This is a genomic window from Aurantiacibacter hainanensis (genome assembly GCF_036321025.1).
GTDB lineage: Bacteria > Pseudomonadota > Alphaproteobacteria > Sphingomonadales > Sphingomonadaceae > Alteraurantiacibacter > Alteraurantiacibacter hainanensis.
In genome coordinates, this window is sequence record NZ_JAZAPB010000001.1 from 795,262 (window position 1) to 820,619 (window position 25,358).

The window sequence follows — 25,358 nt, forward strand, 5'->3', positions numbered from 1 at the left end:
ATCCTGCGGATGGCCGGGCTTACTTGCCTGCCGCGAGGGCCTCGCACCCCTCTGCAGTAGTGGGCACCCCGTGCCGCTTGCGGATCAGGTCGTAGATCACGGCTTTCAGGATCGATGCCGCCATCAGCGCCACCACGATCGAGAATGGCAGCGCCCCGATGATCATGGTGACGCGAATTGCGTCGATCCCGCCTATGATCAGCATCGATCCCACCATGAAGGCGAGGGCCGCTCCCCAGAACAGGATATGGCGGCGACGCTGCCCGTCCGTCTCGCCCGCGCCGTTGATCGTGTTGACGATCAGGATGGCGCTGTCGGTACTGGTGATGAGGTAGGTCATCAGCAGCACAACCACGAGTGCGGACACAACCCAGGCAAGTGCCGGATCCAGCAATACCGCCAGCGTTGCATAGAGCTGGTCCGAGATGCCGGTCTCCACGATGCTGCCGTTTGCCACGCCGCTCAGTTCGAGTTCTATCGCGGTGCCACCGACCAGGGCCATCCACACGAAGCACATGAGCGATGGCACCAGCAGCACGCCGAGCACGTATTCGCGCACCGTGCGCCCCCGCGAAATCCGGGCGATGAACATGCCGACGAAGGGCGCGAAGGCGATCCACCACGCCCAGTAGAACACGCTCCAGTCGAGCTGCCACTGCACCAGCGCGTCGCCGGTCTCGCTACCGCCTTCGAACAGCGTCAGCGCGGTGTAGGGGAGCGTGCGGAGATAGTCGTACAGACCCACGCCGAGCAGTTCGAGGGCATAGAACTCGGCACCGGCCACGGCGAACAGCGCAAGCAGCGCGAAGGAAAGGCCCATGTTGAGGTTGGACAGCCACTTGATCCCCTTGCCCACGCCCGAGAGCGCGCTGAGCGTCGAGGCGCCCACTAGCAGGACGAGGGAGATGATGATGGCGGCGGGAGTGGAACTGCCCTCAGCGTCCACCAGCCAGTTGCCCAGACCCAGCCGGTCCAGCCCGGCGACGAACTGCTCTACGCCCAGGCCCATCGTCACCGCCACGCCCAGGATGGTGGCCACGACGGCGACGACATCGACGACGTGCCCCGCCCCGCCCGACATGGCCTTGCCGAACAACGGCGCGAGGGCCGAGCGGATCGTCAGCGGCAGGTTGCGGCGATAGGCGACGTAGCCGATGGCCAGGCCGACCAGGCCGTAGGTGGCCCATGCGGCCAGTCCCCAGTGCAGGAAGGTGTAGATATAGGCCGGGCGTACCGCCTCCTGGCTCAGCGGCTCGATGGCGCCCCTGATGATATCGGGGTTGTTCTGGAAATGCGCCAGCGGCTCTCCGGTGGAGTAGGTCAGCATGCCGATGCCGATGCCCGCGCCGAACAGCATGGAAAACCAGCTGAAGCGGCCGAATTCGGGCTTCTCCCCCGGATTGCCGATGCGCAAGGTGCCCGACTGCGGAATGACGGCAAGCACCAGCGCGGTCAGCATGACCGCGGCGACGAGATAGACGTACCAGCCGGAAAAGGTGGCGATGATCGTGCTGTTTGCCGCTGTCAGCGTCTCGGTCGCGCTGATGGGAAAGAATATCGCCCACATGATGATCAGCGACACGATAATCTTGGAAGGGATCGTCACCGACCGGCTGAACCCGTCGTAGAAGCCGCGGTCGTGGGTGTTGATCGGCAGGTCGACCAGGGGCGGATCGATCGGGGCACTCTGCGCCGTCGCTGTCGGGACCTGCTGTGTCACTGGTGTCTCTCTCCGTTTCGGCCCGCCATGCTTACTCTCCTACGCGGCAGGCGCAGGCTTGATCCGCAGTTTCCGGGAGGACGCGAAGCATAGGCAAGGGACCGGCAGATGCAAACCGGGGCCGGAAACCTGGCCCAGGGCCCTCGAACAGTCCCTCCGCGCCACTCGATTTTCGATCTTCCGCGACTCGTTGCGTGAGAGTATCAGAGCTGTCGGGACGCTAGACTGGTTCGAGGTAATCGAGACATGGCTTCCGTGCCCTTTTCTACTCAGACGGAGCGGGGGGAACTCCGCTTTTTCTTCGTCATGGCCTGCGTAATGGCGGCGACCATAGTCGGAGGCTTTTCATTCAATCTCGCGGCTGGACGCTCTACCTTCGCGGTTCCGCTCGTCGTTCACCTGCATGCCGTGATCTTCATGGGCTGGGTGGCTCTCTACCTCGCCCAGAACGCGCTGATCTTCGGCGGCAATCGCAAGCTGCACCGCAAGCTGGGCTGGGTCTCGCTCATCTGGGCGCCGCTGATGGTAGCGGGCGGACTGGCCATCATGCGCTTCACGCTGCAGGAAAGGGGCGGTCCGCCCTTCTTCGACCAGAACCAGTTCCTCATCAGCAATCCGCTCCTGCTGTTCGGCTTTGCCGGGCTCGTGGCGTGGGCGGTGACGATGCGCAGAGATACCGGGTGGCACAGGCGCCTGATGTTCGTCTCCTTCGCCATGCTGACAGGCCCGGGGTTCGGTCGCCTGCTGCCCATGCCTCTGCTCATTCCCTATGCATGGCATCTGACGGCGATCCTGCTTCCGCTGGTCTTTCCGCTGATCGGCATGCTTGCGGACAAGCGCCGCTACGGGTCGGTGCATCCCGCCTGGCTGTGGGGCACGGGGATCTTCATCGCGCTACAGGTGCTGGGCGACGTGATCGCCTACAGCTCGCTGGGCTACCAGTTCACCGAGTGGTTCCTGGCCGGAACGCCGGGGGCGGAGCGAGGGATGCAAGCCTTCATGCCGCCAATGTAGCCTTGTTGATCGGTGCCGGAGTGTCTATCTCCTGCCCATGACAACCCAGCCCGACCGTCCGCTTTCCGGTACCGACCTGCGCGAGGAGATCGAGCGCCTGCGCAAGGAGCGCAACGCCGTGATTCTGGCCCACTACTACCAGAAGCCCGAATTGCAGGACCTGGCGGATTTCGTGGGAGATTCGCTCGAGCTGTCGAAGAAGGCGGCGGAAACCGATGCCGACGTGATCGCCTTTTGCGGCGTGAAGTTCATGGCCGATACCGCCAAGATCCTGTCACCCGAGAAGATCGTGGTGCTGCCCGACATGGAAGCCGGCTGCTCGCTGGAGGATTCATGTCCGCCCGACAAGTTCCGGGCCTTCCGCGAGAAGCACCCCGATCACATCGCGCTGACCTACATCAACTGCTCGACCGAGGTGAAAGCCCTGTCGGACGTGATCGTCACCTCGTCCAGCGCGGAGACGATCCTGGAGCAGATCCCGAAAGACCAGCCGATCATCTTCGGCCCGGACCGTCACCTGGGCGGCTACCTCAACCGCAAGTTCGACCGCGACATGCTGCTGTGGCCCGGCGTCTGCATCGTGCACGAGGCTTTCAGCGAGCGCGAGCTGATGAAGCTCAAGGCCCAGCATCCCGACGCGCCCATCGCCGCGCACCCGGAATGCCCGCCGCACATCATCGACCATGCCGACCACGTGGGCTCCACCAGCTCGATCCTGCAGTTCGCCAAGACCTTCGAAGGCGATACGCTGATCGTCGCGACCGAGCCGCACATCATCCACCAGATGGAAAAGGCCCTGCCGGAAAAGACCTTCCTCGGCGCGCCGGGTGCGGACGGCAACTGCAACTGCAACATCTGCCCCTACATGGCGCTCAACACCATGGAGAAGCTCTACCTCTGCCTGCGCGATCTGGAACCGCGCATCGAGATCGAGGAAAGCCTCCGCATCAAGGCCAAGGCCAGCCTCGACAGGATGCTGGAGATGGCCAGCGGGACGATCGGCAAGGGTGATCTGGGTCGGGCTTGAAGTCCATTTGCGCGCCGCGCTGCGAGGGGATGGCAACCGCTGCCCTTCTCGGGCATTACATAGGTTATGAAAGCCGAAATCCTGTGGGCGTGGCGGCGGCTTAACGCCAATTACTGGTTCTACCCCGCGCTCTTCGCAGTGTCGGCGCTTTTGCTGGCCTTCCTCTGCCTATGGGTGGATCGCAGCGGCAATGCCGACTGGCTGAACAATCTTGCCTGGAAAATCGCCTGGCTCGATCCCGCTCGGCCCGAAGGCGCCTCCACGATGCTGCAGGTGATTGCAGGCAGTATGATTGCGGTGGCTTCCACCGTATTTTCCATCACCATCGTGGCGGTCAGCTATGCCAGCGCCAACTACGGCCCGCGCTTGCTGATCAATTTCATGGAGGACAAGGGAAACCAGCTCTCGCTGGCCACTTTCATCGGCACTTTCGTGTTCGCGCTTACCGTACTGCGCACCGTGCGCGCGGCAGACGAACCTCCCACCAATCCGCTCGGCGCTGCAACCACGTTCCCTGGCTTCGTGCCTCAACTCTCGCTGCTCTTGGCCTTCATCCTGATGATCGTATCGGTCGGTGTGCTGGTGTTCTTCCTCAATCACGTGCCTTCCAGCATCCGCATCAACAACGTCATCAAGGACATCGGCAAGCGCTTGCTGACCGCTGTTGAAGATACCTATCCAGACAAGGGCGAAGATGACGAACCCGGCGATCGGCCGCGGGGATGCGCGCTGAAGGCGACCAAGGCAGGCTATATCCAGTTGATCGACTTCGACGATATCCAGAAGCTGGCCAGCAAATGCGAGTGCGATATCACCCTGATGGTGCGCACCGGCGATTTCGTGCACGAAGGCCTGCCCATCCTGGAAATCGCAAACGGCGATTGCGACGATGACTGCATGGAAGATCTTCGGGCCTGCTTCACGCAAGGATCTTCGCGCACGCCCGAGCAGGATCCGGAATTCCTGATCGACGAACTGGTGGAAATCGGGCTTCGCGCGCTTTCTCCCGGTATCAACGATCCCTTCACCGCCGTCACGTCGCTACACTGGCTCGGGGCCGCCACGGCGGACCTTGGCAGCAGGCGTCTGGTCAAGGCAGTGTGCAGCGAGGATGTGGACGAATGCCGCATCTATCCCGTGGCGGACGATTTCAAGCACTTCGTCCAGCGCGGCTTCGGCGCGATCCGCAGCGCCGTGGCGACCAGCCCGATCGCTACCAAGATCATGCTCGACGTACTGCGCGACGCGGCGCTGACGATGGACGGCGAAAAGCGCCGCGAGCTTCTGCTGGGCGAGGCGGCGCAACTGCGTGAACAGGCAAGGCTGGCGCTGGAAGGGCCGGACAGGCGCGAGGTGGAAGATCGCTTCGACGCCATCATGGACGACTTCAAACGGGATTGACGCGCGGGCGCGGCGGTTCCTTCGGAGCGGTCACGCGCGCCAGCACCAGCGCACTGGCCACCAGCACGATCCCCACCAGGTCCAGCGGCACAAGCCATTCCCCGAAGGCCAGCCATCCCACCAGCGCGGCGACCGCCGGCTGCGTCAGCAGGGCAATCCCGATGACGAGGGGCGAGAAGAGCTTCAGCGAATAGACCAGCAGGCCCTGCCCTACGAGCTGGCTGGAAATGGCCAGCATCACCACCGGCGTCCAGTCGCCCGGCCAGAACGGTTCGCGCAATGCCATGGCGACGACGAACAGCACCGCCACGCTGGCGCTGCTGGAGACGGCCAGCAGGCTCCAGCTGCCGAAACTGCGACGGGCGTCCTGCAACAGTATCAGGTAACCGGCATAGAGCAATCCCGCGAGCAGGCAGAACAGGTCGCCCACGAAATTCGCCGCTGACAGTTCGAGGGAGCGACCCAGCAGGATGCCGGCCCCGGCAAAGGCGGCAAGGATGGCGGGCCACTCGCGCCCGTGCGGCAGGCGCCGCAGCATCACGAAGCCCCATACCATCAGGATGACGCTGCCCGAGTTGCCGAACAGCACCGCATTGGCCAGCCGGGTGTCGCCTATGCCCACGTGCCATGTCGCGATGTCGAGGCCGAAGAATACGCCGCCGGCCAGCACGGCCAGCACCGCCTTTTTCGAAATGCCGCCCAGTCGTTCGCCGCGCATAGCAGCGATGAGGAACAGGAATGGCAGCGCCAGGGCCACGCGCCAGAACCCGGCGCTGACCGGGCCGGTATCGGCCAGGCGCACCAGCCACGGTCCGCAGGCCAGCGCGACGTTGCCCACCAGCAGGGCCGCCAGCCCCAGCGCCCTTGTCGCTATCGGTTCTGGCTCGCCGTCCATCCTTTCGGCACCAGCGCCTAGTCTTCGACCTCGGTCCCGGCCTCTGTCTCCACTGCGTCCGCGGGCGCATCGGCAGACGTATCCGCGGTTGCATCCCCCGGCGCGCTTCCGGCGGCGTCCTCTGCCTGTTCCATCAGCGGCGCCTGGGAGCGCACCTGGTCCAGCGGCAGCATCTCGTCGCTGATGGTGCCTTCCAGCACTTCGCCCGATGCCTCGCGGCCGTCGTTCTCAACCGTGGGCTCGGCATCGTCACCGCAGGCCGAAAGGGCCAGCAGCAGCGGCGAGGCCACGAGGATGGCAGCGGCTGTCTTGGGGCGAATGGACATGGTCAGGCAGTCTCCGGAGTCGACATCGCGCCGAGGAAGTCCGCAGCGCGCGCCAGCAATGCCTCATCCCATTCGTCCGAGGCAACCGTCTTTCCCAGCGCCGCCATGCTGGTGACGCCATATTCCGCGATGCCGCAGGGAACGATGCCGCCAAAATGGGAAAGGTCGGGCGAAAGGTTCACGGCAAATCCGTGCATCGTCACCCACCGCCGGACGCGAACGCCGATGGCACCGATCTTGGCCTCGGCGCCGCTGGCATCGTGGGTCCAGATGCCGATGCGTTCTGGCACGGCGAACGCATGCACCCCAAAATCGCCCAGGGTGGCGATCACCCAGTCTTCCAGCGCGTGGACGAACTGCCTTACGTCGCGCGATCGCTTGCGCAGGTCGAGCAGCACGTAGGTCACCCGCTGGCCGGGGCCGTGATAGGTATAGCGCCCCCCGCGCCCCGTCTCCACGACGTCGAACCGGGGATCGACCAGTTCGGCCAGGTCTGCGCTGGTGCCCGCCGTGTAGACGGGAGGGTGTTCGAGCATCCACACCAGTTCCTGCCCCTCGCCCGCCGCCAGCGCGGCATTGCGCGCCTCCTGCTCGGCCAGCGCCTCGCGATAGGGCACCTGCCCTATGGATCGACGCCATTCGATGGCCGGATCGGGAGCGGGATGGGCAAAGGTCATGGTTTGGCGATTGCGTGGCGGGTGCGAAGGCGCTTATCAAGACATGATTTCGCAAGGGGTGGACGGCATGCAGGAAAAACTCGATCTCGAACGCGCGTGGAACCGGGCAACCGCCCTGATTTCCGCCAACCGCGACGTGATCCTGGTGGTTGCCGGCGTGTTCTTCTTCCTGCCCAACGTGATTTCCACCCTCCTGCTTCCCTCGGGGGAATCCCTCGCCATGCAGATGGACGCGCAGGGCGACCAGCCCGATCCGGCCGAGATGATGGCACTGTTCGTAGATTACTTCGGGCAAAGCTGGTGGATCTACCTGCTGCTGGGACTGGTGCAGGCAGTCGGCGTGCTTGGCCTGCTTGCCCTTCTCACCGACCGTTCGCGACCGACCGTGGGTGAAGCGCTGGGCTTCGGGGCGAAAGCGCTGTTGCCCTATATCATTGCCCAGTTGCTGATCGGGCTTGCCCTGATGCTCGCCCCGATCCTGCTGATTTTCCTCGGCGCGGCGGTCAACCCCGGCGTGGCGGTGATCCTCGGCTTCGTGGGACTGATCCTCGCCATCTACCTGTGGGTGAAGTTCTCGCTGCTTTCGCCGGTGATCGCGATCGACCGGATAATGAACCCGGTGGCCGCGCTGCGCCGGTCGTGGCGGCTGACCAAGGGCAATTCGCTGCGCCTCTTCGCGCTCTACTTCCTGCTGATCATCGCCGTCTTCGTGCTCTCGCTGGTCGCCAGCATGGTGTTCGCGCTGTTCACGGTTCTGGGCGAGACGATCGGGCTGTTCGCTGCGGCGATCGGCGGCGGGCTGATCTCCATGGCGTTCACCACGGTGATGCTCGCGGTGCTGGCCGCGGTCCACCGCCAGTTGAGCGGCGGCACCGCAGAAAGCGCACGCGAGACCTTCGAATAGTCAGGTCAGAGGATTTCCTCGACCCGCTCCACCGGGCGGCATAGCCGCACGCCCTTCCCGGTCTCCACCAGCGGACGTTCGATCAGTTTGGGATCGGCTGCCATCGCATCCAGCACGGTGTCGGCATCGGCATCGGTCAGGCCGCGCTCCTTCGCGTCGGTGCCGCCGAGGCGCAGGCCCTCGCGGGGCTCCATTCCCGCATCGGCGTAGAGCTGCGCCAGCTTCTCGCGCGAAGGCGGGGTCTTGAGATACTCGACCACCTCCACGTCCACGCCTTCGCGATCCTGCAGGATCGCCAGCGTGGCGCGAGACTTGCTGCATTTCGGGTTGTGCCAGATGGTTGCCTTCATGGCCGCGTAGCTCCTCGTTTGCCGTTGCCCGCCCCTAGCGCGCGAACTTTTTCACGCCAATGGCACATTGGGTGTTGTCACTGATAATCATTCTCAATAGAGGCGTCTTGCAAATGAATTGCATTAACGACTCATGAGGGAATTTCTTATTCGTACGACCACCGCCCGCTTCGCCCTGCTGGCCAGCGTTGCCTTCCTTCCGACCCCCGCCCTGGCCGATGCCGCCGCGGAAACGGAGGCGCAGCGCGACTACCTGCCCAACAACATTCTGGTGACCGGCGCGCGCGATACCTACGTCGGCGACGACGGCAGCAGCGCAACCAAGACGCCCACCCCCATCATCGACGTGCCCCAGGCAGTCACCGTCATCACCGCCGACCAGCTGGAAGACCAGGGCGTCACCAGCCTGAACGATGCGCTGCGGTTCGTGCCGGGCGTCAGTCTCGAAACCGGTGAAGGCCACCGCGACGAGGTGTTCATTCGCGGCCAGGAAACGACCGCCGATTTCTACCTCGACGGCCTGCGCGACGATGCCCAGTACTATCGCCCGCTCTACAACGTAGAGCGCGTGGAGGTGCTGAAGGGCGCCAACGCGCTAATCTTCGGTCGAGGCGCGGGTGGCGGCGCGATCAACCGCGTCTCCAAGATCGCCAGCTTCGACATGGCGGAATATGCGCTTGGCGCGCAGGTCGATACCTTCGGCGCCTTCGCCCTCTCCGCCGATGCAAACATGCCCGCCGGTGAAGGCGTGGCCGTGCGTCTCAACGGCACCTACGAGGAATTCGACAACCATCGCGACGTCTACGAAGGCCGCTTCTACGGCTTCTCTCCCACGCTGACAGCGCAGCTTGGTCCGGACACGCGCCTCTATGCCTATTACACCTACGACGATGACGAACGCGTCGTCGATCGCGGCCTTCCTTCGCTGAACGGCGGCCCGCTGCGCGGCTATGACGAGACCTTCTTCGGCGACCCCGACTACAATTTCAGCGACGTCGCGGTGCATATCGCCCGCACCCGCCTGGAACACGATTTCAGCGAGGCCTGGAGCGTGAATGCCAGCCTGCTGTTCGCCGATTACGACAAGTTCTACGCCAATATCGTGCCCGGTGGCGGCGCGACGACCAGCACGGTCAACCTGAGCGGCTATGAAAGCGGCACCGACCGGCAGAACCTGATCGGTCAGGTCAATCTCGTCGGCCAGTTCGACACCGGCTCACTGGGCCACACCCTGCTGCTCGGCGCCGAATTCGGGGCACAGGATACCGATTCCGTGCGCGATCGCGCGCTGTTCAACAACGGGGCGGACACCGGCGTTACCGTCGCGCTGGACGACACGATCTCGGTTCCCGCCTTCACGCTGGAGCCGCAGCGCGCCAGCACGTCGGAACTCTCCACCTTCTCCTTCTACGCGCAGGAGCAGCTGGATATCGGCATGCTGCAACTGGTCGCGGGCGTGCGTTACGACCGCTTCGACCTGGAAAGCACCGACCTGATCACCGGGTTCGACGGGGCGCGCGTGGACGAGCGCTGGAGCCCGCGCTTCGGGGCCATCCTGAAACCGCAGGAGAACCTCTCCTTCTACGCCAGCTACGCCGAAAGCTTCCTGCCGCAGTCGGGTGACCAGTTCACCGTCCTCGGCCAGCAGGACGAGGCTCTGGATCCGGAAACCTTCGAGAATATCGAGGCCGGCGTGAAGTGGGCGCCGCATCCCGAGCTGCTGCTGACAGCTGCCGTGTTCCGCCTGACCCGTTCCAACACCACCGCGCCCGATCCCGCCAACACCGGCCTGGTGATCCTGGCGGGCGAAAGCGAGGTCGAGGGGTTCGAACTGGGCCTGGTGGGCGAACCGGTCGACGGCCTCTCGCTAAGCCTTGGCTACGCCTATCTCGACGGCGAGATCACGGCAGACACGACCTCCGCCGACGCCGGCACCACGCTGCAGCAGGTGCCCGAGCACCAGGTCACCGCCTGGGCGCGTTACGACTTCACCGAGCGGCTGGGCTTCGGCGCCGGTGTGACGCACCTGTCCGAACAGTTCGCCAGCCTCAGCAACAACGTGGTGCTACCCGCCTATACCCGCGTGGATGCTGCCCTGTTCTTCGAGGCGACCGACAACCTGTCCTTGCAGCTGAATGTCGAGAACCTGTTCGACGAGGACTATTATCCCTCGGCGCACGGCGACAACAACATCCAGCCCGGAGCGCCGCTGAATGCGTCGCTGGGTGCAAGGCTGCGGTTCTGAGTCGACTATCCTCCCTGTCGCGAGGCGACGGGGAGGATTATTCCTGCCGGGCCCCTCCGCGCATGCCGGGCACGGCACGCGCGGCGTCTTCCGGATCGATCCCCGGCGCCGGAGCGGCGCTGATGGTTTCGCGTCGCTGCATCACGCGGCTTGCGCGCTGCACGGCGCGCACAAGGCGGGGATAGACCCCGCACCGGCACAGGTTCGGGATGGCTTCGCGGATCTGCTCCTCCGACGGGTCGGGGTTTCCGCGCAGCAGGCTTGCCGCCGCAATCGCTATCCCCGGCGTGCAGAAGCCGCACTGGATCGCCTGCTCGGCCACCAGGGCCTGTTGCACCGGATGGCTGCGATCAGGGCTCAGGCCTTCGATCGTGGTGATATAGCGACCTTCCGCCTCGGCCAGCGTGATCAGGCAGCTGCGCAGCGCCTCGCCATCAACCAGCACCATGCACGCGCCGCAGTCGCCCACGCCGCATCCGTACTTGGTGCCGGTCAGATTGGCCGCATCGCGCAGGGCGTGCAGCAGCGGGGTTTCCGGGTCCATGTCGAAATCGACCGGACGCTCGTTCACCGTCATGGCTGTCATGGAAATGGGTTTGCTCGTCAGTTGCGCCAGCTAGAATCGATCTGGTCGATCTTGCGCGTCCAGGCGGCGAAGTCCAGCTTGCCGAAGTCGTCCGTCAACTGTTTGTCGCGGTCGCGCTGGTGCTGCTCGATGACGTCGGGCGGAACGACGATGGGGGCGCCAAGGCTGGCGGTCTTCACCTGCACCTCGCAGGCGCGTTGCAGCATGTAGTAGAGCAGGAACATCTCGTAGATCGTCCGCCCCATCACCACCGGGCCGTGGTTCTTCAGCATCAGGATTTGGTGATTGCCGGCGTTCTTGACCAGCCGCTCCCCCTCTTCGGAACGCACAGTGATGCCTTCGAAATCATGGTATCCGATCGCGCCTTCGAAGAAACACGAATAGAAGTTGCTCGCCTGCAGCCCGCCTTCGGTGGCGCATACCGCCATGGTGTCGGGCGTGTGCGTGTGCACGATGGCGTGGGCGTGCGGCAGGTTCTTGTGGAACACGCTGTGCTGGGTGAACCCGGCCAGGTTCACCGGGTGCGGATTGTCGCCGACCTTCTTGCCCTCCTCGTCGATCTTCACGAGGTTGGACGCGGTGACTTCCTCCCACAGCAGGCCGTAGGGATTGATCAGAAAGTGGTTCTGCGTTCCCGGAACACGCAGGGTGATGTGGTTGTAGATGCTCTCGCACCAGCCAAGATGCGCGAAGATGCGGTAGGCCGCTGCCAGGTCCAGCCGGGCCTGCCATTCCTCGGCGCTGCAATCCATTTGCGGCTTCAGCTGCGTTGCCATGTCGAACTCTCCCTTTCGCCGCGGACTATAGCACCGCAAGATTGACTTTGTCACAGGGCTAGGCAAACCCCGCATCAAGCCGCGAGAAAGCGGCATGGGAGAGGATTGTTTCAACAATGGCCACGCAACCGGCACATTCGCAAGGACACGAGAGCGCTGCGGGCAATTGGGTTACCAATTCGCCTGCCTACCAGACGCTGCTGGTCCTGCTGCTCAGCCTGAATTTCGGCATCGTCTTCTTCGACCGTCAGGCACTGAACGCGCTGATGCCGATGGGGGTGCAGCAGGAATTGCAGCTGTCGCAGACGGAGATCGGGCTGCTGGCCGGCGGCCTTTCGTTCAGCTGGGCCATCGCCGCCTTCTTCGTGGGCCGCCTCTCCGATAGCCTCGGCAAGCGCAAGATCCTGCTGGTGATCGCCACCATAGCCTTCTCTCTGTGCAGCTTCCTCTCGGGCCTCGCCACCAGCTTCCTGTTTCTTTTCGCGGCGCGGCTCCTGATGGGCGCGGCGGAAGGCGGCGTGATGCCGATCAGCCATGCGATGGTGGCAAGCGAGGTGAACCCAGAACGGCGAGGCCTGGCGCAGGGCGTGGCGCAGAACCTCGGCTCAAACCTGCTCGGCAGCTTTGCCGCGCCCGTGGTGCTAGTGGCCTTCGCCACGGCCTTCAGCTGGCGCGAGGCTTTCTACCTCGCCGCCCTGCCCGGCCTGGTGAGTGCGGCCATGATCTGGTTCCTTCTGCGCGAGCCGGAACCTGCCGCCGAAACACCCGCGCAGGTCGGCGAAACCGGCGATCACCATTCCTCGATCGGTTTTCTCGAGGCGCTGAAGGTTCGCAACATGTGGATCTGCGTGGTCGTGGGCGTACTCCTGGTGGCGCATTTCGTGATCACCTGGGCTTTCATGCCCAACTTCCTCGTGCAGGAACGCGGCATGGACGCAACCTCGATGAGCTGGCTGGTCGGCTCTCTCGGCATCGCAGCGGCAATCTACAGCTTCGCGGTCGCCGGGCTGTCAGACCGCATCGGACGCAAGCCCGTGATGGTGTTCCTGCCTTTTCTCTCGCTGGTCGGTCCGCTGGGGGTGATCTTCCTTGATCCCGCCGCCTTTGCGGGAGACGGCCTGCTTGGCCTTTCCGGCTATGCCACGGTGCTGATACCCATCTTCTTCATCGGCTGGATGGTGAACGGCATCTTCCCGATCTTCATGGCAACGATCCCGTCGGAAAGCTTCCGCCCGATCCACCACGCCACGGTTCTTGGCCTAGCCATGGGCAGCTGCGAAGTTCTGGGCGGCGTGTTCGGGCCGCCTGTCGCAGGCATGTTGAACGATCTCTTCGGCGCCGACACATTCCTCTATGTCCTGATGGTGCTCGCCGTCATCGCGGGCTTCGTTTCTATGGGTCTGCAGGAAACGGCTCCTGCCGCCCTGCGCCGCCGCGGCGCGACCGCGCGACCGGCCTGAGGTAGCCCGATGACGGACCCCGCCCTTGCCGAACTGATCGCGGGCCTTCGCGAAGGCGGGCCGGACCTTGCCGCCGATCCGGAAACGCTGCGCCCCGCCTACGAGGCGCTGTTCGCGACATTGCCCGTGGCGGACGACCTCGCCATCGCAGAGAGCGAACTGGGCGGCGTTCCCGCGCTGCGCGTCGCTGCGCCGGGTGTGGATGAGAGCAAGGCGATCCTCTACCTGCACGGCGGCGGCTATGTCGTCGGCAGCGCGCAGGGCTATCGCGGACTGGCAGGCGAAGTATCGCGGGCGGCCAACATGCCCGCGCTGGTGCTCGACTATCGCCTCGCCCCCGAACACCCCTTCCCCGCCGCGGTGGACGATGCCGTGGCCGCCTACCGCGCCCTGCTGGCGGACGGTCCGGCCCCGGAACATATCGTCTTCGCCGGAGATTCCGCAGGCGGCGGCCTTGCCCTGGCGGCCATGATCAGGCTGCGCGACGAGGGTGCCCCCCTACCCGCCGCAGCCCTGCTGATATCGCCATGGGCCGATGCCACCTGCACCGCCGCATCCCTCGAAAGCAAGGCCGCGGAAGATCCCTCGCTGACAACGGAGGGGCTGGAGGCCTGCGCCCGCCACTATCTTGGCGAAGGCGACGCCGCGCATCCGCTCGCATCACCCGCGAGGGCCGACTTATCGGGTTTGCCGCCCTTGCTGGTGCAGGTCGGTTCCATAGAGATCCTGCTCGACGACGCACTGGCGATCGCCGCCAACGCGGGCGCGGCGGGCACAATGGTGCGGCTGGAGGTGCATCCCGGCCTCCCCCACGTCTTCCATGCCTTTCAATTCATACTCCCCCAGGCCAAGGCCGCGCTGGTCGAGGCGGGAGCCTTCCTTTCCGGGCACACGGGATGAGCGCCGCCCACCGCCTGGATGCGCTGGTGGTGGGGGCGGGATTTGCCGGGCTCTACATGCTGCACAAGCTGCGGCAGGAAGGGTTCGACGCAAAGGTGGTGGAGAAAGGCTCCGGCGTCGGGGGCACCTGGTTCTGGAACCGCTATCCCGGCGCGCGGTGCGACATTCCCAGCATCGAATACAGCTACAGCTTCGATCCCGAACTCGAAGCCGAGTGGCGCTGGACCGAACGCTACGCCGCCCAGCCGGAAATCCTGCGCTACCTGGAGCACGTGGCGGAGCGATACGACCTCAACCGCGACATCGTGCTGGATACGCTCGTCACCTCGGCACAGTGGAACGACGACAGCCAGCGCTGGACGGCCGAAACCGATGGCGGCGATACCTACGACGTCCAGTTCCTGATCCTCGCGACCGGCGCATTGTCCGAGCCGAAGCAGCCTGACATTCCAGGGCTGGAAAATTTCGAAGGCCAGGTGCTCCATTCGGCCATGTGGGACGACAGCGCCGACCTTGCGGACAGGAACGTCTGCCATTTCGGCACCGGCTCCACCGGAATCCAGGTGGTGGGCGAGGTGGCGAAGATCGCCAGGCACCTCACCGTGTTCCAGCGCACGCCCAATTTCGCGGTGCCGGCGGGCAACCATCCCTTGCCGGAGGACTATCTCGAAGACCTGCTGCCGCAGTATCCCGAACTGCGTGAAAGAGCGCGCACGTCGCCGCTCGGCTGGTTTCAGGGGCCGTGGCCGGGCAGCGCCAAGGCCGACGATCCCTCCGCGCGCGAGGAACGGCTGGAGGAAGCCTGGAAGGCCGGCACCACCGGACTGCTGCAAGCCTATGCGGACCTGCTGTTCGACGAGGAATCCAACGCCTACGCCGCCGATTTCGCACGCCGCAAGATCGCCGAACTGGTCGACGATCCGGAAAAGGCCCGCAAGCTGACGCCCCACGGTTATCCCATGGGCTCGCGCCGCCTGTGCACCGAAGTCAGCTTCTACCAGTCGATGAACCGCGACAACGTGGACCTGGTGGACGTTCGCGAGGAGCCGGTGAAGACGGTAACTGCCGATGCGGTGGTGACGGAAAGGGGCAGCTACCCCGCCGACGTCATCATCCTTGCAACCGGCTTCGAAGCCTGCGTCGGCGCGATCAGGGCCATCGACATACGCGGACGCGACGGGCGTTCGATCCGCGACGAGTGGGACAACGGGCCACGCGCCTACCTTGGCCTGGCGGTAGAGGGCTTCCCCAACATGTTCGCGATCACCGGTCCCGGCAGTCCCTCGGTCCTGTCGAACGTGGTCGTTTCCATCGAACAGCATGTCGAATGGATCGCCCGGTGCATGGCGGACATGCGCGAGGGCGGGCACACGGTAATCGAGGCGACCCCGCAGGCGGAAGCGGACTGGATGCAGCACGCGCACGAGGTTGCGCACCAGACGCTCTTCCCGCGCGCCAACAGCTGGTACCAGGGGCGAACGAAGGACGGCCGACAGGTCTTCATGCCCTACGTCGGCGGCGTCGGTGCCTACCGCGAGAAGTGCGAGGCCGTCGCGGCAAACGGATACGAGGGGTTCGCGCTGCGACAGGTCGACCGCAAGACGGTCGCATAATAACGGCCGTTAGGGTAAGACAGAGTCAACACGAGTCTCCGCCAGGCGAGACCGGACACACGAAGGAGAGTTGAAATGGCCACCCAGATGAAGGCACCGCCGTCCAGCAAGAAAGAGATCGTCGACGTCGGCTACGCCTACAAGGACCTCGTTCACCGCACGAGCCCCGGTGGACGCTACATCGACACGCCCAGCGACGAGGAAAGCCCCTGGGTTCCCTTCGGCGACAATGCGGCCATCAAGCACGTCGCTTTCGACGTGCGTCAGAACATCTTCTCCAACATCCTGTGGGTGAAGAGCCCGGGCACGATCGGCACACACCTGCATCGCGGGACGATCCTGATGGTCTGCCTCGAAGGCAGCGTGCGCTATCTGGAGTACGACTGGGTGGCGACCCCGCCGGGCGTGATCCTGGAAACACCGGGTGAGAGCCATACGCTGGTCACCGAGCATCCCGAAGGCGTGAAGCTGTTCGGCTGGATGCAGGGCCCGATCGAGTTCTACGACGAGAACGCCAACCACATCGAGACGACCGACGTGTTCTGGTTCATGAACCACTACGAGACCTACTGCCGCGAGAACAACCTGCCCATCAACGAGAAACTCTACCTCTAAGGGAGCCGAAAGATGGCCACGCAGGACAAGCCCAAGTCGACCCTGGGCGCGAAGACCGCTGCCGAAGCGGGCGCGTTCAGGATCGTGAACGTGCCCGAGACCTACAAGCACGTGATCGACGAATACGTGCGCGACGGCACCTATGTCTCCACCGACGAGGCGGAGAGCCCGTGGGTGCCGTTCGGCGACAACGCCGCGATCCGGCACCTCGCCTTTGACATCCGCAACAACGTCTACGCCAACGTGCTGTGGATCAAGAGCGCGGGCGTGATCGGCACGCACAAGCATCGCGGCATGGTGTGGGCGATCGGGCTGGAGGGCAGCTTCCGCTACCTCGAGTACGACTGGGTTTGCCGCCCGGGCGATTTCATCACCGAATTCCCCGGCCACGCGCACACGCTGGTGACGGACGAGCCCGACGGCATGAAGGCCTTCTTCTGGATGCAGGGCGCCAACGAGTTCTACGACGAGAACGGCGATCACGTGGAAACGCTAGACGTGTGGTGGTTCATCAACCACTACGAGAGCTACTGCAAGGAACAGGGAATTCCGATCAACCGGCAGCTGTATCTGTGAGCGAAGAGCCAGCGACTCTCGATCAGTTCGACATCAAGGGCCGCTCGGCCCTCGTTACCGGCGCGGCGTCGGGCATTGGCCTCGCCTATGCCGAGGTGATGGCCGAAGCCGGCGCGAAGGTGACGATCACCGATATCGATGCCGAAGGCGCCGCGCGCGAGACGGACCGGCTGGTTCACGAAGGCTTCGAAGTTCGCTGGGACACCTGCGACGTTTCCGACTTCGACCAGGTGGCCCGCGCGTTCGACCATCACGTAGACGCCTATGGCGGCTGCGACATCGCTTTCGCCAATGCCGGGCTGGACGTGGGCAACGGATTCTGGAGCCCGGAAGACAAGCGCAATCCCGAAGGCCAGATCGACGTCTACGACAAGGACAGGTGGGACAGGTCCATCGCCATCAACCTCACCGGCGTGTTCCACACCGTGCGCGAGGCGGCGCGGGTGATGAAGGCCAACACGGAACGCCGGGGCGGCTCCATCGTCATCACCTCGTCCAACGCGGCCGAGGTGAACGAGGCGATCGTGGGCGTACCCTACATGGCGGCCAAGGCGGGGGTGAAGCACTTCATGCGCCACGCCGCCTATGAACTGGCCGCCTACGGCATCCGCGTGAATGCCATCGCGCCCGGCCCCTTCGTCACCAATATCGGCGATGGATGGGTAAAGAAGAACCCCAAGGCGAAGGAAGCCTGGGACAAGCTGGTGCCCGTCGGCCGCATGGCCGAGACCTACCAGATAAAGCCGCTCGCCCTGCTGCTGGCCAGCGATGCGGGCAGTTATATGACCGGCAGCCACGTGATGATCGACGGCGGAATGCAGCTGGGTCCGATCAAGCCCCTCGACGACTAGGATAGATGCAACGATGACAACACCCGCGCGCGCCGCAATCTGTCGCGGCAACAGCGAACCCTTCAAGATCGAGGACGTCGAACTGGACGACCTGCGCCCCGACGAACTGCGCGTCCGCGTGGTCGCCTGCGGCGTGTGCCATACGGACATGGCCGTGCGCGACGAGCAGTTGCCCGTTCCGCATCCGGTGGTGCTGGGCCACGAGGGCGCTGGCATCGTGGAGGAAGTGGGCAGCGCGGTAACCGTCGCCAAGCCGGACGACCGAGTGGTGATGAGCTTCAACAGCTGCGGCGACTGTCCCTCGTGCGAGGTGGATGCGCCGACCTATTGCTACAATTTCTTCCCGCACAACTGGTCCGGCGCCAGGGCTGATGGCTCGCCCGTCATGTTCAAGGACGGCGAGAAGATGAACGCCAATTTCTTCGGCCAGTCCAGCTTCGCCACACACGCCATCGCGCACCAGGCGAACACCGTGAAAGTGCCGGACAGCGCGGCGGACATCCCGCTGGAACGTCTCGCGCCCATCGGCTGCGGCCTGATGACGGGCGCGGGCGCGGTGTTGCGGTCGATGGAAGTGCGCAAGGGCATGCCGATCGCCGTCTTCGGCGCGGGCACCGTGGGCATGGCCGCAATCATGGCGGCGAAGATCGTGGGCGCGGAGCCCATCATCGCGGTGGACGTGAACGACGAACGTCTCGCCCTGGCGAAGGAACTGGGTGCCACCCACACTTTCAACGGCAAGGACGGCGCGATCGACAAGATCAGGGACCTTGTGCCCCAGGGCCTCGGCTATGCGTTCGACACCACCGGCATCAACACCATTATCCAGGACGCATGGAGCCTGCTCGCCCCGATGGGCATCTGCGGCATCGTCGGCGCGTCCTCACCCGAGGACAACCTGACCTTCAACGAGAGCCAGATGATGGGCGGCGGTCGCCGGGTGATGGGAATCCTCGGCGGCGACAGCGATGTCGGCCCGTTCCTGTGCGAATTGCTGGATTACCACGTGAAGGGTCAGTTTCCCTTCGAAAAGCTGATCGGCTATTTCGATTTCGACCAGATCAACGAGGCCATCCACGCCAGCGAGGATGGCAGCGTGGTGAAGCCGGTCCTGCGTATTTCGCAGGAGTAACTCGTCCGGGGGGAAGGGATCATGTTTCGGATCATTGCCGGCTGCCTCGCACTGGCCCTGGCCAGCCCCGCGCTGGCAGACCATCACGACGAACCGCCGCTGAAGGTTGAAGTGCTGCGCACCAGCGCGGGATCGCTGCATGTCAATTCCGCCCTGATCATGGGCGAACGCGATGCCGTGCTGGTCGATCCGCCGTTTACCCTTGCCGACGCGCACCGCGTGGCGGCCATGGTCCTCGATAGCGGCAAGAACTTGACGCATATCTTCGTGACGCACGATCACCCGGATCACTTCTTCGCTATGGAAGTGCTGGCCGATGCCTTCCCCGAGGCGGAGATCGTCGCGCACGAGACCGTGGTCGCCGACATCTGGCGCTCGCTTCCCTTCAAGGTGGAGCGGTGGAGTCCGATGCTGGGAGACAACGGCCCCGCCCATCCCAGCGCCCCCCACGCGCTGGAGGGCGATACGATCATGCTCGAAGGCCACGAATTGAGGGTGCTCGGCCCGATGCAGGGCGACCACGTAAATTCCACCGCCCTGTGGGTGCCGGAAATCCGTGCCCTGCTGCCTGGAGACCTCGTGTTCAATGAAGTTCACCTGTGGCTGGGCGAACATGACATGGACCGCGTGGTTGCCTGGGGCCAATCGATCGAGACACTCGCCGCGCTGGAACCCGAGATCGTCGTCGCCGGTCACGCCCGGCCCGGCTTGCCCGACGATGCCAGCGGCCTCGCCTTCACCGCCGACTATCTGGAGGCCTGGCCAAGCCTTGCAGCGAACGCAGCAGATTCGGACGACATGCAGAGGCTGGTCCGCGCCGCCTATCCCACGACGATCGACGTGCTCGACGATTTCATCCTCGTCAATTCCACCGAAGTGGCCGTGGGCGAACAGCCCATGTGGACGGAATAGCCCGCCATGAAAGCCGTCACCTTCCAGGCCCTGCACCAGCCGCTGGCGTACGAGGACGTGCCCGACCCGGTGCCGGACGAAGGCGAACTGGTGATCGAGGTGGGGCGCTGCGGCATATGCGGCAGCGACCTCCACATGACCGAGGACGCGGCCTACGGCTGCCAGCATGGCGACGTGCTGGGCCATGAGTTCGCCGGCGAAGTGGTCGCCCTGGGCAAGGCTACGCAGGGACACAGGGTGGGCGACCTCGTCTCGGTCATTCCGCTGATGAGCTGCGGCGCCTGCGAAGCGTGCCGCAAGGGCGCGGTGCAATGGTGCAAGAGCTTCGGCCTGCAAGGGGGCGGCTATGCCCAGTACGCGGTTACGCGGCCCAACCAGTGCGTGCCGCTGCCCAGCGACCTGACGCTGGCAGACGGCGCGATCATAGAGCCGCTGGCGGTTGCGCTGCACGGCATCAACCTTTCGGGGATGCGCACGGGCGACCGGGTGCTGGTGCTGGGTGCAGGGCCGATCGGGCTTGCCGTAGCCTTCTGGGCCAAGCGTTTCGGCGCGGGGAAGGTGGCCGTGCAGGACATCGCCACCTACCAGCAGGCCCGCGCGCTGGAGATGGGTGCGGACGTGTTCGTGGTCGATCCCGAAAACCCGGTCGAGAGCGCCAAGCAGGGCCTTGGCGGCGAAGCGGACCTCGTGTTCGAGTGCGTGGGCATTCCCGGCCTGATCGACCAGGCCGTGAAGCAGGTGCGCCCCGACGGCACGATTATTCTGCTGGGCCTGTGCACCAAGCCCGATACGCTGAATACCTTCGCCATGCTGTCCAAGCAGGTGAAGCTGGTGACCAGCGCCTTCTTCACCGTGCCCGAGTATGAGGCCGCCCTGGCAGCTCTGGATGCGGGCGCGATCGCTCCGCGCCTGCTGGTGACCGATACGATCAGTCTTGCCGACACGCCCGAGGTTTTCGAGAGCCTCAAGCGCCGGACGGAGCAGTGCAAGGTGTTGATCGCGCCGTGACAGGCCCTTAGGGCAGCTTGTGGCCACCCCGGCCGCTCGCCAAGGGGGCGCATGACCAAGGATATCGCCGAACAGCGCGGCAAGCGCGCAAAGCTTGTCGATGGCTCGATTGCCGGCCATCTCGTCAGGCAGACGACGCCCGCCGTGATCGGCGTGGCCGCGATCATGTCGGTCGGCGTGATCGACGCCTATTTCATCGGTCAGCTGGGGGCCAACGAACTCGCCGCCATCAGCTTCATCTTCCCCGTCATCACCGCGCTGCAGAGCCTTGGCGTCGGGGTGATGGTCGGCATCAACTCGGTGGTCAGCCGCGCCCTTGGTGAAGGCGACGAGGAACGCGCCCTTGCCCGGGCCAACCTGGGGCTGATGCTGGGCCTTGCCGCCGGAATCACGCTGGGATTGCTGCTTTTCCTTCTGCGCCAGCCGCTGTTCCAGTTGATGCAGGCCGATCCCGAGATCCTGCCCCTGATCGACGAATACATGATGCCCTATTCGTTCGGGTTCGTGATGATGATGACGATGATGGGCGCCAACGGCGTGCTGCGCGGACAAGGCGCGGCCAAGAGCAACACGGCCGTGCTGGTGATCTATTCGGTGGTGAACTGGATACTCGACCCGCTGCTGATAACCGGCGCTTTCGGCATCGAGGGGTTTGGCGTGGCGGGCGCGGCCTATGCCACCATCGGCGGCTGGGTGGCGGGCATCGTGGCCGCTTTCGTGCTGATCCAGCGGCACGACCTGCCGCTGAAGCCATCTGCCGTGCGCAATTGCCGCGTGGCCGTGCAGTTGAAGGCGCTCACCCGCGTGGCAGGGCCTGCGGCCTTTACCAATTCCATCAATCCCGCGGGCCTGGCGATCCTCACCTCGTTGCTGGCGGCAGAGAGCACTGCCGCGGTGGCCGGGTTCGGCGCAGGCGGGCGGCTGCAGAGTTTCGCGGTCGTGCCGCTGCTCGCGCTGTCGGGCTCGATCGGGGCCATCGTAGGCCAGAACTGGGGAGCGCGGCAATATCAGCGGTCGCGCCGCGCGCTGCTGCAGGCGGGCATGTTCTGCCTCGGTTACGGTCTTGCCGCCGCGCTCGTCCTCTACAGCTTTCGCGGCTGGTTCGCGGAACTGTTCAGCGACGACAGCCGCACGCTGGAGGCGACTTCGGCCTATCTCGCGATATCGGTGTGGGGGTATGCCGGCTACGGCGTGCTGATCGTGGTCAACGGCGCGCTCAACGCCATCGACAGGGCGAGCAACGCCCTTGCCCTGTCGATTTCGCGCGTGCTGCTGGTGATGGTGCCCTTCGCCTGGCTTCTGCGCGGAGCCCTGGGCACCGAAGCGGTCTACCTGGCGGAACTGACGGCAAACCTGCTGGGCGGCCTTGCCGCCGCAGCAATCGCCTGGTGGGTGCTGTGGAGGCGCCCCGGCGAGGATGGTGCCGGGAGCGCCTGATCAGCCTGACCTAGTCGAGGGGACGGCTCGAGCCGAAGAACAGCGCCTGGCTGATCGCCGCGCGCACCGTGTCTTCCTGGAACGGCTTGGTGATGAGATAGGTCGGCTCCGGCCGATCGCCCGTCAGCAGGCGTTCGGGATAGGCGGTGATGAAGATCACCGGGACGGATTCGATGGCGAGAATGTCGTCCACCGCATCGAGACCCGAGGAACCGTCGGCGAGCTGGATATCCGCCAGCACCAGTCCGGGTGTCTTTTCGGCGACTACGTCCTGCGCCTGGGTGCGCGTGGCGGCGGTGCCGCAGATTTCGTGTCCGAGCGACTTCACGAGGTCTTCAAGCTGCATCGAGATCAGCGGCTCGTCCTCGATGATGAGGACGTTGGTGCTGCTCTCGCGCTCGATCTCGGAGACGGCTTCGCGCACCAGTTCGTCGACATCGCTCTCGTCGATGTCCATGATCTCGGCGGCTTCGTCGTGAGAAAAGTCCTCGACCGTGGTCAGCAGCAGCGCCTGCCGGTTGATGGGCGTGATGCGCTTCAGCTGGTCCTGGGCGGCGACCTCGTGCGCGCTGCCCGTGCTCTGCGCCTCTTCCACTTCCATGTAGGCGCTGGACCAGACCTTGTTGAATGCCTTGTAGAGGGGAACTCGCCCGCCTCGAAGACTGTCGGCAAGATCGTCATCGGCGAGGGCCGCTTCTAGCGTGGCCTGAACGAAGGCATCGCCGGTCGACTGGGAGCCAGTCAGAGCCCGTGCATAACGGCGGAGAAATGGAAGATGTGCGGCGACTTCTGCACCAATACTCATAGATACCCTTCCCGGTAATTCATTCCACGTGAACGCGCGCAAGGCGGATGGGTTCCGCATGACTTGCCGCGCTAAATCCTAGCCTCGAATGGCCCCTAAATCGGGCCATTGCAAACCCCCACGAAAATAAATTCAAAAATTTTTATCGGGGCGGGAACTGCATTCGCAGACGGTCATTTAGCCTATGTCACCGCCGAGACCCCCCCTCCCGTCCAAGCGGCTGGTGATACGATCCCGAAAGGCCTCCGATCATAAGATCGGAGGCCTTTTTTTCGTCTGACATTGGGAATGGAGAGGGCGCGAGCCCATCGTTGCCTGGCGCGCCGTTGCCTTGCGCGCCTAGCCCAGCAGTCGGGAAAACAGGCCGCGCTTGCGATCGCCGGCCAGTACTTCGACGAGTTGTTCGGGATCGTAGGGTTTCTCGAAAATCGGTCCCATCTCGGCGATTTCTGGAGGAATGTCTTCCGGCGATCCGGTGGAGAAGGCGATCCGTGGCCGCTTGGGCCCCAGCATGTCCACCAGCTCCGCAAGAGCCCACCCGTCGTCGCGATCGGCAAGGTGCACGTCGAGCACGAGAGCGTCGAGCTTCTCGTCCTTTTCCAGTTCGGCCATCGTCGCCTGCATCGTGTGGCACACGATCACTTCCGTGGCGCCGCCATCCAGCAGCGCCTCCTGCAGCGACATGGCCAAGACGGCATCATCCTCAACCAGCAGCACGCGGCCAAGCGACTTGGGCTTGGCCTTCTTGCCGCGGCGGGATTTCGGGTCAGGGGTTTTCGTCATTTGCCTCCGGCAGGATGCAGAACCGCATCAGCATTCCAAACGAGATGAAAAGCCAGAGAGTTCCCCGGCTTTGCCAGGCCGCCGTCAGAGCCGCTTCTCGTAGAGACGGTATTCGCGGTTGACCGAGGCGCCGATGGCATCGGCAATGGCCTTCATCCCCTGGTTATCCTCCAGGATCCAGCCGACCTCGGCCCGCTCGGCATCGAAACGGCCGACGGAATAGCGCCGGATGTATTCGATCATCATGAAGGCAAGCTGGCTGGCCATGCGGCTGTTCTGGTACTTGGGGATCACGCCCATCAGCGGCACGCGCCAGTTGATCGAATCCGGATTGCGCAGCCACCACAGCAGCTTGAGCCAGTTGAACGGCAGCAGCTTTCCGCCGTAGTTGATCAGCTTCAGGTTGATGTCGGGCCAGGCCAGCATGAAGGCGGCCGGCTCTCCGTCGACAAAAGCGATCATGTTGGCGCCCTGCTTGGTGAGCGGTTTCAGCTTGTTGGCAGCGTAGACCTTCTCGCTTTCCGTGAACGGCACGTAGCCCCAGTTGGTCGACCAGGCGGCATTGAGGATATCCATGCAGATCGCGGCATCGGATTCGAAATTGTCGACGTCCACCATGCGCACCTTGATGCGGCTCGACTTTTCGCCCGAGGCGACGATGCGATTGATCAGCTCGGGAAAGCCGCCCTCCACCTTCAGGTCGTAGGTGAACAGCTTCTTCGCGACTTCGTATCCCTGCGCCTCGACCCAGCCTTCGTATTCGGTACGGTGATGGCCCATCATGATCATCGGGGGGTGATCGTGCCCCTTCACCAGCAGGCCGGGCTCGTCCCACACCGACAGGCTGAGCGGCGCCAGCACGCGGGTCATGCCCTGTTCGCGCAGCCATTCCTCGGCACGGGCGATCAGCGCGGCCATGACCGCCTCGTCCTGCGATTCCATCATCCCCCAGTTGCCCGTTCCCGGCCCCATGCCCTGCTCGGGGGGCTGGGACAGCGCCAGTTCGTCGTAGTGAGCGGATATGCGGCCGACGACCTTCCCGCCACGGCGGGCGAGGAAGAGTTGCACCTTGGCATGTTCGAAAAACGGGTTCTTCCCCGGTGTCAGCAGCGCGCGCACTTCCGAGCGCAATGGCGGCACCCAGTTCGGGTCGTCCTTGTTCACTTCGTAGGCGATATCGATGAACGCGTTCAGGTCTCCCTTGCCCGAAACGGGTGCAATATCTATCTGCTCGCTCACTCGGTGGGCCTTTCGTTCATTGCAGGTTCGCTCTCGATAGGCACAAACGCCGAGTCAAGCGCCGCGCCCCAATGCCACGGGGATTGAATGGGCGCATCGCACTTTT

General features: G+C 64.4%; 25 protein-coding genes. 15 read left to right on the plus strand and 10 right to left on the minus strand.

The features are described 5' to 3' along the window. Positions 1–19: 19 nt before the first annotated feature. Positions 20–1,720: a BCCT family transporter gene (locus tag AAA989_RS03955; RefSeq protein ID WP_338241290.1), complete on the minus strand. Its 1,701-nt coding sequence runs from the start codon at positions 1,718–1,720 to the stop codon at positions 20–22. Between the two features lie 318 nt (positions 1,721–2,038). Between AAA989_RS03955 and AAA989_RS03960 the strand changes: the two genes are divergently transcribed. The 3 genes from AAA989_RS03960 to AAA989_RS03970 all read left to right on the plus strand — a co-directional run bounded on the left by AAA989_RS03960 (position 2,039) and on the right by AAA989_RS03970 (position 5,162). Continuing rightward, complete coding sequence (locus AAA989_RS03960; protein ID WP_338241291.1) at positions 2,039–2,734, plus strand: hypothetical protein; 696 nt, start codon at positions 2,039–2,041, stop codon at positions 2,732–2,734. 37 nt (positions 2,735–2,771) lie between these two features. After that, positions 2,772–3,761, plus strand: coding sequence for a quinolinate synthase NadA (gene nadA, locus AAA989_RS03965; protein ID WP_338241292.1), 990 nt, complete (start codon positions 2,772–2,774; stop codon positions 3,759–3,761). A 66-nt stretch (positions 3,762–3,827) separates the two neighbouring features. After that, positions 3,828–5,162, plus strand: a complete 1,335-nt coding sequence (locus AAA989_RS03970) for a DUF2254 domain-containing protein (RefSeq protein WP_338241293.1) — start codon at positions 3,828–3,830, stop codon at positions 5,160–5,162. On the opposite strand, the gene AAA989_RS03975 is transcribed toward AAA989_RS03970, so the two are convergent. From AAA989_RS03975 to lipB, 3 genes are read right to left on the minus strand one after another with little or no spacing between them, the layout of a single operon-like run. Further along, positions 5,149–6,057, minus strand: a complete 909-nt coding sequence (locus AAA989_RS03975) for a DMT family transporter (RefSeq protein ID WP_338241296.1) — start codon at positions 6,055–6,057, stop codon at positions 5,149–5,151. The two genes, AAA989_RS03970 and AAA989_RS03975, sit on opposite strands and share 14 nt — an antisense overlap. Positions 6,058–6,074: 17 nt before the next feature. Beyond that, positions 6,075–6,383 (minus strand): hypothetical protein, encoded by a 309-nt coding sequence (locus AAA989_RS03980; protein ID WP_338241297.1) that lies wholly within the window; start codon positions 6,381–6,383, stop codon positions 6,075–6,077. 2 nt (positions 6,384–6,385) lie between these two features. Then, positions 6,386–7,060, minus strand: coding sequence for a lipoyl(octanoyl) transferase LipB (lipB, locus tag AAA989_RS03985; RefSeq protein WP_338241298.1), 675 nt, complete (start codon positions 7,058–7,060; stop codon positions 6,386–6,388). 43 nt (positions 7,061–7,103) lie between these two features. Between lipB and AAA989_RS03990 the strand changes: the two genes are divergently transcribed. Beyond that, a complete protein-coding gene (locus tag AAA989_RS03990) occupies positions 7,104–7,964 on the plus strand; it encodes a hypothetical protein (RefSeq protein WP_338241299.1) in 861 nt (286 codons plus the stop codon). A gap of 5 nt (positions 7,965–7,969) precedes the next feature. Here the strand turns inward: AAA989_RS03990 and arsC are convergent, their stop codons facing one another. Beyond that, complete coding sequence (gene arsC / locus AAA989_RS03995) at positions 7,970–8,314, minus strand: arsenate reductase (glutaredoxin) (RefSeq protein WP_338241301.1); 345 nt, start codon at positions 8,312–8,314, stop codon at positions 7,970–7,972. A gap of 133 nt (positions 8,315–8,447) precedes the next feature. Here arsC and AAA989_RS04000 point away from each other — a divergent pair, with 133 nt between their 5' ends. Beyond that, complete coding sequence (locus AAA989_RS04000; RefSeq protein WP_338241302.1) at positions 8,448–10,559, plus strand: TonB-dependent receptor; 2,112 nt, start codon at positions 8,448–8,450, stop codon at positions 10,557–10,559. 37 nt (positions 10,560–10,596) lie between these two features. Here AAA989_RS04000 and AAA989_RS04005 read toward each other — a convergent pair whose 3' ends face one another. Both AAA989_RS04005 and AAA989_RS04010 read right to left on the minus strand, forming a co-directional pair. Beyond that, on the minus strand, positions 10,597–11,145 hold the full coding sequence (locus AAA989_RS04005) for a (2Fe-2S)-binding protein (protein ID WP_338241303.1): 549 nt from the start codon (positions 11,143–11,145) through the stop codon (positions 10,597–10,599). Positions 11,146–11,162: 17 nt separating this feature from the next. Continuing rightward, positions 11,163–11,921, minus strand: a complete 759-nt coding sequence (locus AAA989_RS04010) for a class II aldolase/adducin family protein (RefSeq protein ID WP_338241304.1) — start codon at positions 11,919–11,921, stop codon at positions 11,163–11,165. 116 nt (positions 11,922–12,037) lie between these two features. Here AAA989_RS04010 and AAA989_RS04015 point away from each other — a divergent pair, with 116 nt between their 5' ends. The 10 genes from AAA989_RS04015 to AAA989_RS04060 all read left to right on the plus strand — a co-directional run bounded on the left by AAA989_RS04015 (position 12,038) and on the right by AAA989_RS04060 (position 22,425). Next, positions 12,038–13,381 (plus strand): MFS transporter, encoded by a 1,344-nt coding sequence (locus tag AAA989_RS04015; protein WP_338241305.1) that lies wholly within the window; start codon positions 12,038–12,040, stop codon positions 13,379–13,381. A gap of 9 nt (positions 13,382–13,390) precedes the next feature. After that, positions 13,391–14,281, plus strand: coding sequence for an alpha/beta hydrolase (locus tag AAA989_RS04020; RefSeq protein WP_338241306.1), 891 nt, complete (start codon positions 13,391–13,393; stop codon positions 14,279–14,281). Continuing rightward, positions 14,278–15,894, plus strand: coding sequence for a flavin-containing monooxygenase (locus AAA989_RS04025; protein WP_338241307.1), 1,617 nt, complete (start codon positions 14,278–14,280; stop codon positions 15,892–15,894). The genes AAA989_RS04020 and AAA989_RS04025 overlap by 4 nt, the downstream gene beginning before the upstream one ends. Positions 15,895–15,969: 75 nt before the next feature. Beyond that, a complete protein-coding gene (locus AAA989_RS04030) occupies positions 15,970–16,509 on the plus strand; it encodes a 2,4'-dihydroxyacetophenone dioxygenase family protein (protein ID WP_338241308.1) in 540 nt (179 codons plus the stop codon). A gap of 12 nt (positions 16,510–16,521) precedes the next feature. After that, positions 16,522–17,085 carry a 2,4'-dihydroxyacetophenone dioxygenase family protein gene (locus AAA989_RS04035; protein WP_338241309.1) on the plus strand — a complete coding sequence of 188 codons (564 nt, stop codon included), beginning with the start codon at positions 16,522–16,524 and terminating at the stop codon, positions 17,083–17,085. After that, a complete protein-coding gene (locus AAA989_RS04040; RefSeq protein WP_338241310.1) occupies positions 17,082–17,936 on the plus strand; it encodes an SDR family NAD(P)-dependent oxidoreductase in 855 nt (284 codons plus the stop codon). Before AAA989_RS04035 ends, AAA989_RS04040 begins: the two co-directional genes overlap by 4 nt. 13 nt (positions 17,937–17,949) lie before the next feature. Further along, positions 17,950–19,068 carry an NAD(P)-dependent alcohol dehydrogenase gene (locus AAA989_RS04045; RefSeq protein ID WP_338241311.1) on the plus strand — a complete coding sequence of 373 codons (1,119 nt, stop codon included), beginning with the start codon at positions 17,950–17,952 and terminating at the stop codon, positions 19,066–19,068. Between the two features lie 21 nt (positions 19,069–19,089). Next, on the plus strand, positions 19,090–19,980 hold the full coding sequence (locus AAA989_RS04050) for an MBL fold metallo-hydrolase (RefSeq protein WP_338241312.1): 891 nt from the start codon (positions 19,090–19,092) through the stop codon (positions 19,978–19,980). Between the two features lie 6 nt (positions 19,981–19,986). Then, the gene (locus tag AAA989_RS04055) at positions 19,987–20,988 is read left to right on the plus strand and encodes an alcohol dehydrogenase catalytic domain-containing protein (RefSeq protein WP_338241314.1); all 1,002 of its coding nucleotides are present in this window, start codon (positions 19,987–19,989) and stop codon (positions 20,986–20,988) included. A 51-nt stretch (positions 20,989–21,039) separates the two neighbouring features. Then, entirely contained in the window at positions 21,040–22,425 is a 1,386-nt protein-coding gene (locus AAA989_RS04060; protein ID WP_338241315.1) for an MATE family efflux transporter, read from the plus strand. A 10-nt stretch (positions 22,426–22,435) separates the two neighbouring features. Here the strand turns inward: AAA989_RS04060 and AAA989_RS04065 are convergent, their stop codons facing one another. From AAA989_RS04065 to AAA989_RS04075, 3 genes are all read right to left on the minus strand, one after another. Continuing rightward, on the minus strand, positions 22,436–23,230 hold the full coding sequence (locus AAA989_RS04065; protein ID WP_338241316.1) for a response regulator: 795 nt from the start codon (positions 23,228–23,230) through the stop codon (positions 22,436–22,438). Positions 23,231–23,569: 339 nt separating this feature from the next. Next, a complete protein-coding gene (locus AAA989_RS04070; RefSeq protein WP_338241318.1) occupies positions 23,570–24,013 on the minus strand; it encodes a response regulator in 444 nt (147 codons plus the stop codon). Between the two features lie 84 nt (positions 24,014–24,097). Continuing rightward, a complete protein-coding gene (locus AAA989_RS04075; RefSeq protein WP_338241319.1) occupies positions 24,098–25,252 on the minus strand; it encodes an N-acetyltransferase in 1,155 nt (384 codons plus the stop codon). Between the last annotated feature and the right edge of the window lie 106 nt (positions 25,253–25,358).

Excerpts from the sequence above, each read along its gene's own strand:
- AAA989_RS03960 (WP_338241291.1), top strand. The coding sequence starts at position 2,039 with ATGGCGGCGACCATAGTCGGAGGCTTTTCATTCAATCTCGCGGCTGGA.
- nadA (WP_338241292.1), top strand. The coding sequence starts at position 2,772 with ATGACAACCCAGCCCGACCGTCCGCTTTCCGGTACCGACCTGCGCGAG.
- AAA989_RS03970 (WP_338241293.1), top strand. The coding sequence starts at position 3,828 with ATGAAAGCCGAAATCCTGTGGGCGTGGCGGCGGCTTAACGCCAATTAC.
- AAA989_RS03975 (WP_338241296.1), bottom strand. The coding sequence starts at position 6,057 with ATGGACGGCGAGCCAGAACCGATAGCGACAAGGGCGCTGGGGCTGGCG.
- AAA989_RS03980 (WP_338241297.1), bottom strand. The coding sequence starts at position 6,383 with ATGTCCATTCGCCCCAAGACAGCCGCTGCCATCCTCGTGGCCTCGCCG.
- lipB (WP_338241298.1), bottom strand. The coding sequence starts at position 7,060 with ATGACCTTTGCCCATCCCGCTCCCGATCCGGCCATCGAATGGCGTCGA.
- AAA989_RS03990 (WP_338241299.1), top strand. The coding sequence starts at position 7,104 with ATGATTTCGCAAGGGGTGGACGGCATGCAGGAAAAACTCGATCTCGAA.
- arsC (WP_338241301.1), bottom strand. The coding sequence starts at position 8,314 with ATGAAGGCAACCATCTGGCACAACCCGAAATGCAGCAAGTCTCGCGCC.
- AAA989_RS04000 (WP_338241302.1), top strand. The coding sequence starts at position 8,448 with ATGAGGGAATTTCTTATTCGTACGACCACCGCCCGCTTCGCCCTGCTG.
- AAA989_RS04005 (WP_338241303.1), bottom strand. The coding sequence starts at position 11,145 with ATGACAGCCATGACGGTGAACGAGCGTCCGGTCGATTTCGACATGGAC.
- AAA989_RS04010 (WP_338241304.1), bottom strand. The coding sequence starts at position 11,921 with ATGGCAACGCAGCTGAAGCCGCAAATGGATTGCAGCGCCGAGGAATGG.
- AAA989_RS04015 (WP_338241305.1), top strand. The coding sequence starts at position 12,038 with ATGGCCACGCAACCGGCACATTCGCAAGGACACGAGAGCGCTGCGGGC.
- AAA989_RS04020 (WP_338241306.1), top strand. The coding sequence starts at position 13,391 with ATGACGGACCCCGCCCTTGCCGAACTGATCGCGGGCCTTCGCGAAGGC.
- AAA989_RS04025 (WP_338241307.1), top strand. The coding sequence starts at position 14,278 with ATGAGCGCCGCCCACCGCCTGGATGCGCTGGTGGTGGGGGCGGGATTT.
- AAA989_RS04030 (WP_338241308.1), top strand. The coding sequence starts at position 15,970 with ATGGCCACCCAGATGAAGGCACCGCCGTCCAGCAAGAAAGAGATCGTC.
- AAA989_RS04035 (WP_338241309.1), top strand. The coding sequence starts at position 16,522 with ATGGCCACGCAGGACAAGCCCAAGTCGACCCTGGGCGCGAAGACCGCT.
- AAA989_RS04045 (WP_338241311.1), top strand. The coding sequence starts at position 17,950 with ATGACAACACCCGCGCGCGCCGCAATCTGTCGCGGCAACAGCGAACCC.
- AAA989_RS04050 (WP_338241312.1), top strand. The coding sequence starts at position 19,090 with ATGTTTCGGATCATTGCCGGCTGCCTCGCACTGGCCCTGGCCAGCCCC.
- AAA989_RS04055 (WP_338241314.1), top strand. The coding sequence starts at position 19,987 with ATGAAAGCCGTCACCTTCCAGGCCCTGCACCAGCCGCTGGCGTACGAG.
- AAA989_RS04060 (WP_338241315.1), top strand. The coding sequence starts at position 21,040 with ATGACCAAGGATATCGCCGAACAGCGCGGCAAGCGCGCAAAGCTTGTC.
- AAA989_RS04065 (WP_338241316.1), bottom strand. The coding sequence starts at position 23,230 with ATGAGTATTGGTGCAGAAGTCGCCGCACATCTTCCATTTCTCCGCCGT.
- AAA989_RS04070 (WP_338241318.1), bottom strand. The coding sequence starts at position 24,013 with ATGACGAAAACCCCTGACCCGAAATCCCGCCGCGGCAAGAAGGCCAAG.